This window comes from Microvirga sp. 2MCAF35 (genome assembly GCF_052115545.1).
Classification (GTDB): Bacteria; Pseudomonadota; Alphaproteobacteria; order Rhizobiales; family Beijerinckiaceae; genus Microvirga.
Map to the genome: position 1 here is coordinate 106,845 of NZ_JBFRGW010000005.1, position 14,154 is coordinate 120,998.

The window sequence follows — 14,154 nt, forward strand, 5'->3', positions numbered from 1 at the left end:
AAACAGCCCGCCGGAAGGCGGGCTGTCGCAGTAAATAAAGAGTATCGTTCCTGCGGAACCTCAGTTCTGCAGGAACATCTCTTCGTCCGGTTCGGTTGGGGTGCGGCTAGCGACCGGGATCGCGCTGCCGAGGCCGTCCTTGTTGTAGATGTCGTCGCGGAACTGGACGAGGCCGTCCGGGGTCGCCCAGGCGGTCATGTAGATCCAGTGGATCGGAACGGGCTGCGACAGGCGGGCGTCCACGCGGTCGCCGGACTTGAAGACGGCGTCGATCTGCTCGCGGCTCCAGCCGGGGGTATCCTTCAGGAGCCACTCGATGTAGTCGCGCACGTTCTGAACGCGGATGCAGCCCGAGGAGACGAAGCGGAAATCATCGCCGAAGATGCCCTTGGAGGGCGTATCGTGCATGTAGACGCCATCCTTGTTCGGGATGTTGATGCGCACGAAGCCCATGGAATTGAGCTCGCCGCCCGGATCCTGGCGGAAGCGGTAGCGGGTCGCCTCGTCCGAGAACCAGTTCACCTGCGAGGGCGAAAGCTCGGTGTTGCCGTTGAAGATGCGGATCTTGTTGTCCGTCAGGTAGTTCGGCTCCTTCTGCATCTTCGGGATCAGGTCCTTCTTGATGATCGAAGCGGGCACGGTCCAGAACGGGTTGAAGTTGACCTCGACCACCTTGGTGTTCAGGAGCGGCGACTGGCGGTCGCTCTTGCCGACGCCGGCGGCGTGGCGGGTGTGGACGACGCCGCCCTCCACCGTCTCGACCAGGGCGGCCGGGATGTTGGCGACCACGTACCGGTTGGGAAGGCCGCCGGCCACCAGGGTGCGCAGGCGGGAGACGTTGATCTCGAGCTGGCGGATGCGCACGTCCACGGGCACGTTCATGGCGGCGACCGTCGGGGCCGTCACGGTGCCGGTGGAGCTGATGCCGTGGCGGGCCTGGAAGCGGCGCACGCCGGCCTCGACGTAGGAATCGTAGATCGGCGATTCGCCGGCGGCCTGATCGAGATCGCCGGTGATGATGAGGCGCTGACGCAGGGCCACGACCGCCGGGCTCTTGGAGCCGACGCGCAGGCCCTGGACGCCCTGGACCGGCTGCCAGCCGCCGCGAGCCGCGATGTTGCGGTAGTACTCGATCATCTGCTCGGTCGCGGCCAGCGATTCCTGCGAGAGCATGGGGGTCGAGGTGCGCTGAACGCGGGTGCGGGAGACCGCCTCGTAGTTCTGCGACCACTCGGCCTGGGTCTGAGCCAAGGCAACGGTGGCCGGCGTGAAGATCAGGGCGAGCGATCCGGTCAGGAGGGTACGGCGAGACAACATGAGCGCAGGCTCTTCCCGGTTAGAAGTGGTCGATATGAGGACGGCGGACGAGCGCCCGCTTATGCCCCCGTTCCCAGCATAAGTGCCGGGATAGGATTAAAGAACGGTATCGAAAACAAGGAACATCGGGGCCGTTTTATGGCAAACCGGCCCGCCTCCTGTTCCCGGCGTCCGCGAACCGCTTTCAGGGCACATGTAACTTTGAACTGTGCTCTTGGGGATACACTTCTGCGTGAGGAGGGCGCGCCTCCGTCACCGGTTCTCCTGCGCGGCCAGCCAAGAGATCCCGAGATAGACGGCGATCAGGGTCAGGAAGAACGCCACCATCATGACGCCACCGGAGACGATGCCGGGGAAGAACGCCGCGAGAATCAGGTGGCTCATGATGGCGAGCAGCCACATGATCCCGCCCCAGGTGCTGGCCATCCAGAGGCCGACGGCGGCGATCAGGTCGATCAGGGCGAAATAGATGATGGTGGCCTGGTAGCCCGTCGAGCGCCCCTCGAAATGCCCCACCGGCGTCCAGACGCCGAGAATCACCGCCCAGGCGCTCAGGCCCTTCATGATCCAGAGGATCGCCAGGACCCGCATGAACCAGGTGAGCACGAAGCTCCAGCGCATGATCGACGTGGCGACGGGCCGCTCCTCGATGCGGTCGGACAGGTATTCCCGGGCCGCCTGGGCGGGCGTGCTTTGATTGCCGCTGCGGAACATCAGCCGATCTCCAGTTCCCGGTCGCCCAGATCGGCGAAGTGATGCTCGATGGCGGCCTTCTCTACCCCCTTCAGGGAGGCTGGCTGCCAGGCGGGCCGGTTGTCCTTGTCGATCAACACCGCCCGCACGCCCTCATGGAAGTCGTGGCCGTCGCCGATGCGTGAGACGATGCGGAACTCGGTCCTCATGGCGTCCTCGAAATCCATCGAGGCGCCCCGGCGCACCTGCTCGAAGGCAAGGCACATACTAGTCGGCGACTTCAGCCGCATGCCCGCGGCGGTTTTCGCAGCAAACTCGGAGCCTCTCTCGGCCGCCGCGTCGAGCCGCTTCAGGATCTCGACGACGCTCCCGGCGGAGAAGCAGGAATCGATGAGCTCCCGCTGGTCTTCCAGGGGCGCCTCGTCGGAATCGGTCGCGACCCGGGCAAGCGCCGCCTCGACGGCGTCGCCGCCGATCAGCCCGTCGCGCAGGCCAGCGATGTTCCCGCTCGGCACCGCATGGGTCGCAAGCCCCAGCATCATCGCGTCGGCCCGCTTCACCCGCTCGCCCGCGAGCGCGAGATACATCCCCGTCTGCCCCGGCAGGCGCGGGAGCGCATAGGTCGCGCCCACATCGGGAAAGAAGCCGATGCCGACCTCGGGCATGGCGAAGAGATAGCGGTCGCCGGCCACCCGGTAGGTGCCGTGCAGGGACACGCCGACGCCGCCGCCCATGCAGATCCCGTCGATGAGGGAAATGTACGGCTTAGGATAGCGCTTGATCCGGATGTTGAGCTGGTATTCCTCGCGCCAGAAGGCGAGCGCCTCCTCGCGGCGCCCTGCCTTCAGGTCTTCCGTGAGCTGCCGGATGTCGCCCCCGGCGCAGAAGGCCTTCTCGCCCGCGCCCTGGACGACGACCCGCGTCACGGCCGGATCCTGCGCCCAGGAATCGAGGGCGCGGCGCATCTCGCGCACCATGGTAAGCGTCAGGGCGTTGAGCGCCTTCGGACGGTTGAGCGTGATGAGGCCCGCCTCGCCCTGCTTCTCGCAGAGGACTTCAACGCTCTCGTCCATGGAACACTCCTTCGTTTCAATTCGGCTTAGAACAAGGCGCCGCCCGGCCGTCAATGGACAGACTTGTCATCCCCGGCGGCCGCAGGCCGGGAAGGGGATCCATTGTGCCGAGCATGTGAGTGGATTCCCTTCCCCTCCGCTGCCGCTCCGGCCGGGAATGACAACGGTGCCCCCGCCCTCTCTGCATGGCTGGGTTGAGGGCAATTTCACACGGATGGGGCCGAACTGCGACCTCGAACCCTTTTTTAGAGCAATTTAAATGTGCTAACCCTCTGGTCCTTCGCCGGCGCATCGAAGCCGGCGCCGTGTGAGGACCATGTCGAAACTGTCGCCGCTCCCCCGCCGCTCCCCGGATGAAGCAGCCGCCTCCTCCCTGAACCTGTCCCACCGCCTGCGACGCAACCGCAAGGCCGAGTGGTCGCGGCGGCTGGTGCAGGAGAACGTGCTGACGGCAAACGACCTGATCTGGCCGATCTTCGTCGTCGAGGGCGCGAACGGCCGGACGCCGGTTGCCTCCATGCCGGGCGTCGATCGCCTGACCATCACGGAGGCGGTGCGCGAGGCCGAGCGGGCGGCGTCGCTCGACATCCCGGCCATCGCGCTCTTTCCCTATACCGATCCCGCCTTGCGCGACCCGGTCGGATCCGAGTCCCTCAACAGCCGCAACCTGGTCTGCCGCGCCGCGCGCGAGATCAAGAAGGCCGTGCCGAACATCGGCATTATCTGCGACGTGGCCCTCGATCCCTATACCAGCCACGGCCATGACGGGGTGATGGACGGCGAGCGCATTCTCAACGACGAGACGGTCGCCCTGCTGGTGCGTCAGGCTGTGCTCCAGGCGGAGGCCGGCGCCGACATCATCGCCCCGTCGGACATGATGGACGGGCGCGTGGCCGCCATCCGCGAAGGCCTCGACGCAGCCGGGTTCCTGGACGTGCAGATCATGGCCTACGCGGCCAAATACGCCTCCGCCTTCTACGGCCCGTTCCGGGACGCCATCGGCACCAGCGCCACGCTAGTGGGCGACAAGCGTACCTACCAGATGGATCCGGCCAATTCCGACGAGGCCATGCGGGAGGTCGCCCTCGATCTCGAGGAAGGCGCCGACATGATCATGGTCAAGCCCGGCATGCCCTATCTCGACATCGTTCGCCGGGTGAAGGAGACCTTCGCGGTTCCGACCTTCGCCTACCAAGTCTCCGGCGAGTATGCCATGATCCAGGCCGCGGCCGGGAGCGGCTGGATCGACGGGGAACGGGCGATGATGGAAAGCCTCCTGGCCTTCAAGCGTGCCGGCGCGGACGGCATCCTCACCTATTTCGCCCCGCAGGTCGCGCAGAAGCTGAAGAACCGGGGCTGACGATTACTGGCAGTGCCTTTTCCCACGTCATTACCGGCCTTGGGCCGGTAATCCCGATTCGAAAAGCGCCGCGCCTCTCTGTATCGGGATGGCCGGGACGAGCCCGGCCATGACGGTGGGGGACACCCTGTCCATGGTCTTCATGGGCGGCTTCCTGAAGCTCGCTCGCTCCGCCGCGCTCCTGCTCGGCCTTTGCCTCCTCGCCGCCTGCGGGCTCACCATCGACGCGGATCAGGCGCGGGTCTGCCGCTCCGCCCTTCCCGCGCTCAACCCCGGCGCCAGGATCACGGTCGAGCACATCCAGAAAGGTCCTGTTCCGAGGAGCCTGCGGGTCGATTATCTGGCGGAGTACCTGGACCGGCCGATCCTCCAGCGCTTCGCGATCTGCCAGTTCATGGCCGAGGGGCTCTCTCCCAACAAGGCAGAACTGGAGGGCCTCGCGACCGAGGAAGGTCCGCTTTCCGGCGCGAATCTCTACCTGCTCAAGCGCTACTACCTCGCAACGCCCGAAGGGATGGCGGGGGATCCGGGAAGCCGCCCCTCCGCCAACGCGATCGAGATCCCGGAAAGTGTCGCCTACTGGCTCCAGCAGATCCTGGTGAGCCTGCCGAGAACGGCGATCTACGCGCTTCTGTCCGTCGCCTACGCGCTGGTCTTCGGCCTGACCGGCCGGATCAACCTGGCCTTCGGGGAACTCGCGGCCGTCGGTTCGGCGGCGACCATCGCTGGGGCGTCGATCCTTCTTGCCTCCGGCACGAGCGCGCCCGTTCTCGGTCTCGCGGCCGGACTGGCGGCGGCGCTTTTCGCGGGGGCGATCCACAGCGCTGCCGGCGGCTACTTCACCATTGGACGCATCGCCGGCCCGAGTTCGCAACCGAGCCTGATCGCGACCGTCGGCATGGGCCTCTTCCTGATGGAATACCTGCGCCTCGTGCAGAGCCCCGTGACGGTCTGGCTGCCGCCGATCTGGTCCGAGGCCTGGCCGCTCGCCCGCGCGGCGGACTTTCTCGTCAGCCTGACGCCGATCACCGTCGTCACCGCCGGAACGGGTCTCGTGGCGGCCCTCGGCCTCCTGTGGCTCGTCCAGGCGACGGGATTCGGACGGGCCTGGCGGGCCTATGCGGACGATGCGCACGCCGCAGCGCTCATGGGCGTCGACGGGATGCGTCTCCTGGTTCAGACACTCGCCCTGGCCGGCGCCATGGCCGGGCTCTCGGGCATGCTGATCGTGGCGCAATACGGCGGCCTGGGGTTCGCCGGAGGGTTCCAGTACGGCCTCAAGGCGCTGATCGCCGCCGTCATCGGGGGCATTGGCTCGATCCCCGGTGCAATGTTAGGAGGTTTCGCCGTGGGGCTGTTCGAGACGCTCTGGTCGGCGTATCTCCCCATCGAAATGCGCGACATGGCGCTTTACGTGGCCCTTGTCGTGTTTCTGATTTTCCGGCCCGGCGGCCTACTGGGATTCAGGGACCCGACACCAAGAGCCGTTTAAGGCGTATAGTAGAATTCTGGAGGACGACGTGGCCGATTACGCCATTACCATCGAGGACGTGAAGCGCGCGGCGGAGACGATCCGCGGGCAGGTCCTGCGGACGCCGCTCGTGCCCGCCCCTCGCCTGTCGCAGCTCACCGGCGCGACCGTCTTCGTCAAGCACGAGAACATGCAACCGACAGGCTCCTTCAAGGAGCGCGGTGCCACCACCAAGCTGGAAAGCCTCACGGAGGCCGAGCGCAAACGCGGCGTCATCGCCATGTCGGCCGGCAACCACGCCCAGGCCGTCGCCTATCACGCGCGGCGCCTCGGCATCCCAGCCACCATCGTGATGCCGGAAGGCACACCCCTGGTGAAGGCGGAGAATACCCGCTCCTACGGCGCAAGGGTGATCCTGGACGGCGAGACGCTCTACGAATCGGCCGCCCGGGCCCGCGCAATCGCCGAACAGGAGAGCCTCGTCCTGGTCCATCCTTACGACGATCCCAAGATCATGGCCGGCCAGGGCACTATCGCGCTCGAAATGCTGGCCGACGCTCCCGATCTCGACCAGATCGTCGTGCCCATCGGAGGCGGCGGCTTGATCTCCGGCATTGCCATCGCGGCAAAGGCCCTGAAGCCGTCCATTGAGATCGTCGGCGTGGAAGCGGCCCTCTACCCGTCCTTCCGCAACGCCATCCTGGGCGAGGACCGTCCCATCGGGGGCGCGACGCTGGCAGAAGGCATCGCGGTCAAGACCGTGGGGCAACTCACCCTGCCCATCGTCCGCGATCTTGTGCCCGTCATCATCCCGGTCGAGGAGCCCCTGATCGAGCGCGCGGTGAATGCCTATGCCACCTTGCAGAGGACCATGGCGGAAGGTGCGGGCGCGGCCGGTCTTGCGGCCATGCTGGCGCAGCCGGAGCGGTTCCAGGGCAAGCGCGTCGGCCTCGTGCTCTGCGGCGGCAACATCGACGCGCGCATCCTCGCCTCCGTGATGGTACGCGAGCTGGAGCGGGACGACCGGATCACGTCGTTTCGCATCACCTCCAACGACAGGCCGGGCCTGCTCGGCCGCGTGGCAAGCCTGCTTGGCAATCTCGGAGCCAATATCCTCGAGGTTTCCCACGGCCGCCTGTTCCTGGACGTGCCCGCCAAGGGTGTTTCCATCGACATCACTATCGAAACGCGGGATCGAGCACATACATTAGAGGTGTTCGAGGCCCTGGCAGCGGAGGGACTCGCACCGCAGCGAATCGAATCCCGCAGCCTGCCCGAGACCGCCTTCTGAGGAGTGACCGATGGTCAATCAACCCTACCCGCCGACCCTGAACTACCCGTCCTACGTGCCGGACACCCGGTTGACGGAGGGCGTCATCTCCCGGCGATTCTGGGCCTATCTGATCGACTTGGTGGTGATCGCCCTCTGGGTCGTGCTGATCTCCATCGGGATCTTCTTCCTCGGCATCATCACGCTCGGACTCGGCTGGGGCCTGTTCTTCGCCCTTCCGCTCACGGCCCTGATCTTCATCGTCTACAACGCCGTCACCATCGGCGGTGCTTCGCAGGCGACGGTGGGCATGCGCTACATGGGCCTGCGCGTGATCGATCCGAACACGGGGCGGGGCCCCGGGCCGCTATCGGCAGCCGTGCACGCGCTGTTCTTCTACGTGGCGATCTCGACTTTCCTGCTCTGGGCCTGCGACGTGCTCGTCGGCTTCGTCCGCGACGACCGCCGCTTCATCCGCGACCTGCTCACCGGCATGATGGTGGTGAGGGCTTAAGCCAGCGACTTTAATCGGAACGCGTCACGATCCTCGACGTCATGGCCGGGCTTGTCCCGGCCATCCCAATGAGGTGAAGCGCCGCGCTTTTCGGATCGGGATCACCGGCACAAGGCCGGTGATGACGTGAAGAGTGTCATTCCCGGCCGGAGCGCAGCGGAGTGGAAGGGAATCCACGATCAAGCGCAACGCGATGGATCCCCTTCCCGCACTTCGTGCGCCGGGGATGACAGCCAAGTGCAAGCCCTTCCAAAACAAACCCCTGTGACATCCGCCCACTTTTCCTGGACGCCCCGGACACCAATGTTATCCTTGAGCGTTGACGTAGCGCTCAAGGTTTCTCCACAAGGCTTTCACGATTGACGAGCCAGCCCCGCGACGCCCCGCAATTCTATCTCACCTCCCCGTCCGCATGCCCGTATCTGCCGGGCAAGGAGGAGCGAAAGGTCTTCACGCACATCGTGGGACGGCGCGGCCGGGAGCTGAATGAGATCCTCACCCAGGGCGGCTTCCGTCGCTCCCAGACGATCGCCTACCGGCCCGCCTGCGATACATGTCGCGCCTGCGTGTCCGTCCGCGTGCTCGTGAACGAGTTCGAGCCCTCCGGCAATCTGAGACGCGTCCTGAAGGATAACGCCGACCTGATCGGCAACGCGCTGCCCAACCGCCCCACCTCGGAGCAGTATTCGCTCTTCCGCCGCTATGTCGACACGCGCCACGCCGACGGCGGCATGGCCGACATGACGGTGCTCGACTTTTCCATGATGGTTGAGGACAGCCACGTGGACACGAAGATGATCGAGTACCGCCGGCGCGGGATCGACAGCGGCATCACGGGCAAGGGTTCGGGCGACCTGATCGCCGCGAGTCTCACCGACGAGATGAGCGACGGGCTCTCCATGGTCTATTCGTTCTACGAGCCGGAGATGCAGGATCGCAGCCTCGGGACCTTCATGATCCTCGACCATATCCGCCGGGCCAAGGCGATGGGCCTGCCCTATCTCTATCTCGGCTACTGGGTCGAGGGCTCGAAAAAGATGGGCTACAAGGCCCGCTTCAAGCCGCAGGAGCGCCTGCTCGCCCATGGCTGGGCGCGGGTGGATTGAACCACTCTACGGCAACTCCCTCTCAACACGTCATCACCGGCCTTGTGCCGGTGATGAGTGTCAGTGAAGCGCCGCCGCCTTTCCAATCGAGATGGCCGGCACTGATCCCCGGATCAAGTCCGGGGACGGCCATGACGTGAGAGTTGCGGACCTACTCCCCGAACTTGTTCGACTTCGGGAATCCCTTCGGCGGCAGGCGGCCGGCTTCGGTGCGGTCGCCCATCCAGTCGCGGAGGTCTTCCTTGGCGACCGTCCAGGTTCGGCCGGAGGTGTCCTTCCAGGTCAGGCCCTCCTTCAGGGTGAAGACCTTGGCATCCGAGACGCCGCCGTCCTTGTAGCGCTGGAGGCGCACGCCCTTGCCGCGGGTCATCTCCGGCACCTGCTTCATCGGGAAGATAAGGAGCTTGCGGTTCTCGCCGATGATCGCCACGTGGTCACCCTCGGCCTCGGCGCAGACCACCATCTTGGCCGGCGCATCGAGATTGAGGATCTGCTTGCCCTTGCGGGTGTTCGCCGTGATCTCGTCGGTCGGAACCACGAAGCCGCGTCCGTCGGTCGCGGCGACGAGCAGCTTCGAGCCGGCCCGGTACGGGAAGGCCGCGATGAAGTCGGCGCCTTCCTCCAGATCGACCATGAGGCGGATCGGATCGCCGAAGCCGCGCCCGCCCGGGAGCTTCGAGGCGTCGAGGGTGAAGAAGCGGCCGTTATCCGCCACGACGACGATCTTGGACGTGGTCTCGGCGAAGAACGCCGTCTTCAGCGCATCGTCACCCTTGAACTGCACACCAGACAGATCGGCCTGATGGCCCTTCATGGCGCGGATCCAGCCCTTCTCGGACACGATCACCGTGATCGGCTCACGCTCGATCATGGCCTCCGCGAAGTCGATGTCGGAGGTGTCGGGAGCCTCGGCGAAGGACGTGCGGCGGCGGCCGAGCGGGGTGTCCGGCCCGAAGGTCTTGCGGACCTCCTTGATCTCGCCCGCGATGGTCTTCCACTGCACCTTCTCGGAGCCGAGCAGCTCCTCGATCTTCGCCTTCTCGTCCTGCAGGTTCTTCTGCTCGCGCTTGAGCTCCATCTCCTCGAGCTTGCGTAAGCTACGCAGGCGCGTGTCGAGGATGGCGTTGGCCTGGACCTCGGTGAGCTTGAAGACGCGCATCAGCTCCTGCTTCGGCTCGTCCTCCTCGCGGATGATTTTGATCACCCGGTCGAGGTCGAGATAGACGATGAGCAGGCCGCCCAGGATCTCCAAGCGCCGGTCGATGGCCGCCAGGCGGAAGCCCGAGCGGCGGATCAGCACCTCGCGGCGATGGTCGAGCCATTCGCGCAGGCATTCCACGAGCCCGAGCACCTTCGGCACCTTGCCGCCGGCGAGCACGTTCACGTTCATGGGGATGCGGCTCTCCAGCTCGGTGAGCTTGAAGAGCGATTCCATCAGGATGATCGGATCGACCGTCTTGGCGCGGGGCTCCAGCACGACACGGATGTCCTCGGCCGATTCATCGCGCACGTCGGCGAGCAGCGGCAGCTTCTTCTCCTGCAGCAGCTCGGCGATCTTCTCGATCAGGCGGGACTTCGGCACCGAATAGGGAATCTCGGTGACGACGATCTGCCAGTTGCCGCGGCCGAGATCCTCCTTGGTCCAGCGGGCGCGGACCCGGAACGAGCCGCGGCCCGTCCGGTAGGTCTCGGCCATGGCGGTCGGCGTGTCGACGATGATGCCGCCGGTCGGCAGGTCCGGTCCCGGCACGAACTGCATCAGCTGTTCGGAGGTCGTGTTCGGCTTCGCAATCAGGTGAAGCGCCGCGTCGCAGAGTTCAGCGGCGTTGTGCGGCGGGATCGACGTCGCCATGCCGACCGCGATGCCCTGCGAGCCGTTGGCGAGCAGGTTCGGGAAGGCCGCCGGGAGCACGATCGGCTCCTCGTTGGTCTGGTCGTAAGTCTCGCGAAAATCGACCGCGTCCTCGTCGATTCCTTCCAGCAGCAGGCGCGCCACTTCCGTCAGCTTGGCTTCGGTGTAGCGCATGGCGGCCGCGTTATCGCCGTCGATGTTGCCGAAATTGCCCTGCCCGTCCGCCAGCGGATAGCGCTGGGCGAAATCCTGCGCCATGCGCACGAGGGCATCGTAGATCGACTGGTCCCCGTGCGGGTGGAACTGACCCATCACGTCGCCGACGATGCGGGCGCATTTCTTGGGCGCCGACTTTGGGTCGAGGCGCAGAAGACGCATGGCGTGCAAGATGCGCCGATGGACCGGCTTCAGGCCGTCGCGCGCGTCCGGCAGCGCCCGGTGCATGATGGTGGAGAGCGCATAGGCGAGGTAGCGCTCCTCCAGGGCGTCCTTGAGATTGATGTTCTCGATCTCGCCCCCTGACGGCGGATTGACCGGCTTACCCATTACTCGAAATCCTCAATTGCGAATCGCTTCTTTATCACTTTGAAAGAGAACATAACAGAAACAAACATCAATCGTCCCCAGCCGTGGCCAGTGCGACGAAACGCGCCCGTTCCTCCGGCGCCCTGCGCCCATGCGGCTCGAAGACGTTCTGATGCAGGAAGAAATCCGTGAGGGCAAATCCGGCCCGGATTTCCTCCTCGCCCGGCCGGTTGGACCTGGACTGGCCGATTAGGAAGCCCGGCAGCTTCAGGAGCCTGTCCTTGTAAGGCTCCCCGGCCTCGGCACTGACCGCACGGCCGCTCCTTGGGGACACATAGACGAGATCCCGCTCGGAGCCGGTCGCCGCGCAGGAGGACAGGTCCAGGCCGAAGCCGAGCTCGGTCAGCATGGCCAGTTCGAAGCGCACAAAAAGCGGCGGCGCGAGGTCGGAATCGTCCAGGTGGTCCAGCAACACGGTCATCGTTTCGTAAAGGGCGAAATGCGGATCGCGCTCGGGAAAGTAACGCATCAGGTGTGCCAGGGTGGCGAGACCATACAGGGCCATGGAGGAGCCCATGAGCTGCGCGGCGCGCAAGTTCAATCCCTCGACCTGGTAGGTCCCGAGGTGATCGTCGAGCCTTGCCCGCCACGTGGCCTGCACGGTGTTGCCCGGCTGGAGAACGGCCTGAAGGCTCTTCGAGCGACCACCGTGGACGAGGCCGAGATGCCGGCCGTGCGCGCGCGTCATCAGCTCGAGGACGATGCTCGTCTCCCCGTGTTTGCGGACGCCGAGAACGACGCCTTCATCAGTCCATTGCATCCGCTCGGCTGCCTTCGGCGAGAGTGCTTCCTGAACTCCCGATGTAAGCATTCAGGCAGCATTCATCCATGTTTTTCAACGATATCGGCGAACTTCTAAAATTCTGTTTCAGAAACGGATTCCTGCCTTTTTCGGAACCAAACCCGCAGCGTGTCATTGTCGATGACTTCACTCTGCCAATTGATGAATTGAGGATCATGAAGCTTTCCCGTCTGTTTCTTGCGAGTACCGCCCTTCCTCTCATGCTGCTGCCGGTCCATGTCTCGGCGCTCCCATCGGAACCCGCAAAGCCCCTCATCCTGGCGCAGGCCGGGCCGGACACCGATGAAGAGCTGCCACCCGGCGCCCGCCAGAGACGGCAGGGACCGGATGGAGAGCGTGGCGGACGCCCCGGCCAGGAACGCCGGCAGGGCGGACAGGATCAGGGAGGCCCCGGCGCCTCCGAGGAGCGCGGCCAGCGGCCGCCCCGTGGCGCGGGCCCCGGCGGACAGCGTCCCGACCAAGGTCCGGGCGCCGAGCGTCCCCGCCGCGAGCCGGGTCAGCCAGGCGGGCAGCCGGCCGAAAGGCCGGCCCCGCCTGCAGAAGCCGCTCCGCCGCGCCCGGCGCAGGCTCCGGCCGAGAGGCCCCAGCCACCGGCCGCAAGGCCCCAGCCCCCGGCTGAAGCCCCTCCACAGCCGCAACGCCCAGCCCCGCAGGAGCAGCGCCAGCAGGCACCGGCCGAGCGTCCTCGGCAGCAGCCTCCGGCCGGCCAGCCGCGTCCGGCTGCCCCTCCCCCGGCCCCGCAACAGGCAGCACCTCCGGCCCCCGCTCCTCAGCCACCGGCACCCAACCTCGCGCCGCCGGCGGAACGCCAGCGCCCGGGCCGCTCCGACAACACCGAGAATCCAGACCGCACGCGCGGCCAGCGGCCGACTCAGGAACAGCCGAGCGCGCCTCCTGCGCCTCCGACCGCCCAACCGGCCGCGCCGACCAGGGCGCCGGCTCCTGCTCCCGCAGCGCCCGCTCCGGCACCCCGCGCTCAGCAGCCGACACCGCCGGCTCCCGGCGGACAGTTCCAGCAGGTGCCCGGACGGCCCGGATTCCAAAAGGGCGCGCCAAGCCGGGGCGAGCCCCTCGATCCGTCGCGGGTTCGCATCGAGGACCTGCGCAACCAGCGCCGCGAGCGGCGCGAGGGCGACCGGGTCATCATCGAAGAGCCGGGCAACCGGACGATCATCCGCGAGGGCAATCAGGTCATCATCCGCCACGATGAAACCGAGCGCTTCCGCCAGACCTACCGCGATGCCGATATACGCACCGAGCGACGCGGTGCCGACGAGGAGGTGACGATCGTACGCCGCCCCGACGGCTCGGAGATCGTGACAGTGCGCGACCAGGACGGCAACTTGATCCGCCGCATCCGCCGCGAACCGGCGGGCCGCGAGGTCGTGCTCATCGAGAACCGGCGCAGCGGCATCGAACGTCGCCCCGGCTACGGATACGTGGAAGAGGAGGTCATCCGCATGCCTCCTCCGACGGTCCGGATCCCGCGCGAGGAGTACATCGTGGAGACGGAGCGTGCCTCAGAGGCCGATATCGTGCGAGCCTTCACGGCACCGCCGGTGGAGCGCATCGAGCGGGCCTACACCCTCGACGAGGTCCGCCGCAGCCAGCCGCTTCGCGAGCGCATGCGCCGCGTCGATGTCGATACGATCAACTTCGAGTTCGGCTCGTGGGAGTTGCCGCCGGACCAGATCGACTCCCTAAGAGGCATCGCGGACGGGTTGCGCCAAGCCATCTCCCGCAATCCGAACGAGATCTTCCTCGTGGAGGGTCACACGGATGCGGTCGGTGCGGACGAGGACAACCTGACCCTGTCCGACCGGCGCGCGGAGACCGTCGCGACCATCCTGACGCAGCGCTACCAGATCCCCGCCGAGAACCTCACCACGCAGGGTTACGGCGAGCAATATCTGAAGGTGAACACGCCCGGGCCGGAACGAGAAAACCGCCGCGTGACCATGCGCCGGATCACCCCGCTGCTGCAGGGCCAGAACCAGCAGTAAAAATCAGGGCCGGGAGGAGACGATCCTCCCGGCTTTTCTTTGGAGCCACGGCCCAACAGGAACTCAAGGCTAAAGATCGAAAATGCCCTAACTCCTAAGACCTTAGGA

Annotated in this window: 11 protein-coding genes; 6 read left to right on the forward strand and 5 right to left on the reverse strand. The window is 66.1% G+C overall.

Annotated features, from left to right (window positions below; genetic code table 11):
• Positions 1-60: 60 nt before the first annotated feature.
• The 3 genes from AB4097_RS04150 to AB4097_RS04160 form a co-directional block, all read right to left on the reverse strand.
• Complete coding sequence (locus tag AB4097_RS04150) at positions 61-1,317, reverse strand: L,D-transpeptidase family protein (RefSeq protein ID WP_442037337.1); 1,257 nt, start codon at positions 1,315-1,317, stop codon at positions 61-63.
• Between the two features lie 252 nt (positions 1,318-1,569).
• Positions 1,570-2,031 (reverse strand): hypothetical protein, encoded by a 462-nt coding sequence (locus AB4097_RS04155; protein ID WP_442037338.1) that lies wholly within the window; start codon positions 2,029-2,031, stop codon positions 1,570-1,572.
• Entirely contained in the window at positions 2,031-3,083 is a 1,053-nt protein-coding gene (locus AB4097_RS04160) for an enoyl-CoA hydratase/isomerase family protein (protein ID WP_442037339.1), read from the reverse strand. The genes AB4097_RS04155 and AB4097_RS04160 overlap by 1 nt, the downstream gene beginning before the upstream one ends.
• Before the next feature lie 316 nt (positions 3,084-3,399).
• Here AB4097_RS04160 and hemB point away from each other — a divergent pair, with 316 nt between their 5' ends.
• The 5 genes from hemB (at position 3,400) to AB4097_RS04185 (ending at position 8,804) form a co-directional block, all read left to right on the forward strand.
• Positions 3,400-4,443, forward strand: a complete 1,044-nt coding sequence (gene hemB, locus AB4097_RS04165; RefSeq protein WP_442037340.1) for a porphobilinogen synthase — start codon at positions 3,400-3,402, stop codon at positions 4,441-4,443.
• Between the two features lie 109 nt (positions 4,444-4,552).
• Positions 4,553-5,935 (forward strand): branched-chain amino acid ABC transporter permease, encoded by a 1,383-nt coding sequence (locus tag AB4097_RS04170; protein WP_442037341.1) that lies wholly within the window; start codon positions 4,553-4,555, stop codon positions 5,933-5,935.
• Between the two features lie 28 nt (positions 5,936-5,963).
• A complete protein-coding gene (locus AB4097_RS04175; RefSeq protein WP_442037342.1) occupies positions 5,964-7,205 on the forward strand; it encodes a threonine ammonia-lyase in 1,242 nt (413 codons plus the stop codon).
• Positions 7,206-7,215: 10 nt separating this feature from the next.
• The gene (locus AB4097_RS04180; protein WP_442037343.1) at positions 7,216-7,698 is read left to right on the forward strand and encodes an RDD family protein; all 483 of its coding nucleotides are present in this window, start codon (positions 7,216-7,218) and stop codon (positions 7,696-7,698) included.
• A gap of 359 nt (positions 7,699-8,057) precedes the next feature.
• The gene (locus tag AB4097_RS04185) at positions 8,058-8,804 is read left to right on the forward strand and encodes an arginyltransferase (RefSeq protein ID WP_442037344.1); all 747 of its coding nucleotides are present in this window, start codon (positions 8,058-8,060) and stop codon (positions 8,802-8,804) included.
• 151 nt (positions 8,805-8,955) lie between these two features.
• On the opposite strand, the gene parC is transcribed toward AB4097_RS04185, so the two are convergent.
• Together parC and recO are read right to left on the reverse strand one after the other, a co-directional pair.
• Positions 8,956-11,202: a DNA topoisomerase IV subunit A gene (gene parC / locus AB4097_RS04190; RefSeq protein ID WP_442037345.1), complete on the reverse strand. Its 2,247-nt coding sequence runs from the start codon at positions 11,200-11,202 to the stop codon at positions 8,956-8,958.
• Positions 11,203-11,269: 67 nt separating this feature from the next.
• Positions 11,270-12,001: a DNA repair protein RecO gene (gene recO, locus AB4097_RS04195; RefSeq protein ID WP_442037375.1), complete on the reverse strand. Its 732-nt coding sequence runs from the start codon at positions 11,999-12,001 to the stop codon at positions 11,270-11,272.
• Between the two features lie 197 nt (positions 12,002-12,198).
• Between recO and AB4097_RS04200 the strand changes: the two genes are divergently transcribed.
• Positions 12,199-14,046, forward strand: coding sequence for an OmpA family protein (locus AB4097_RS04200; protein WP_442037346.1), 1,848 nt, complete (start codon positions 12,199-12,201; stop codon positions 14,044-14,046).
• The last annotated feature ends 108 nt before the right edge of the window (positions 14,047-14,154 follow it).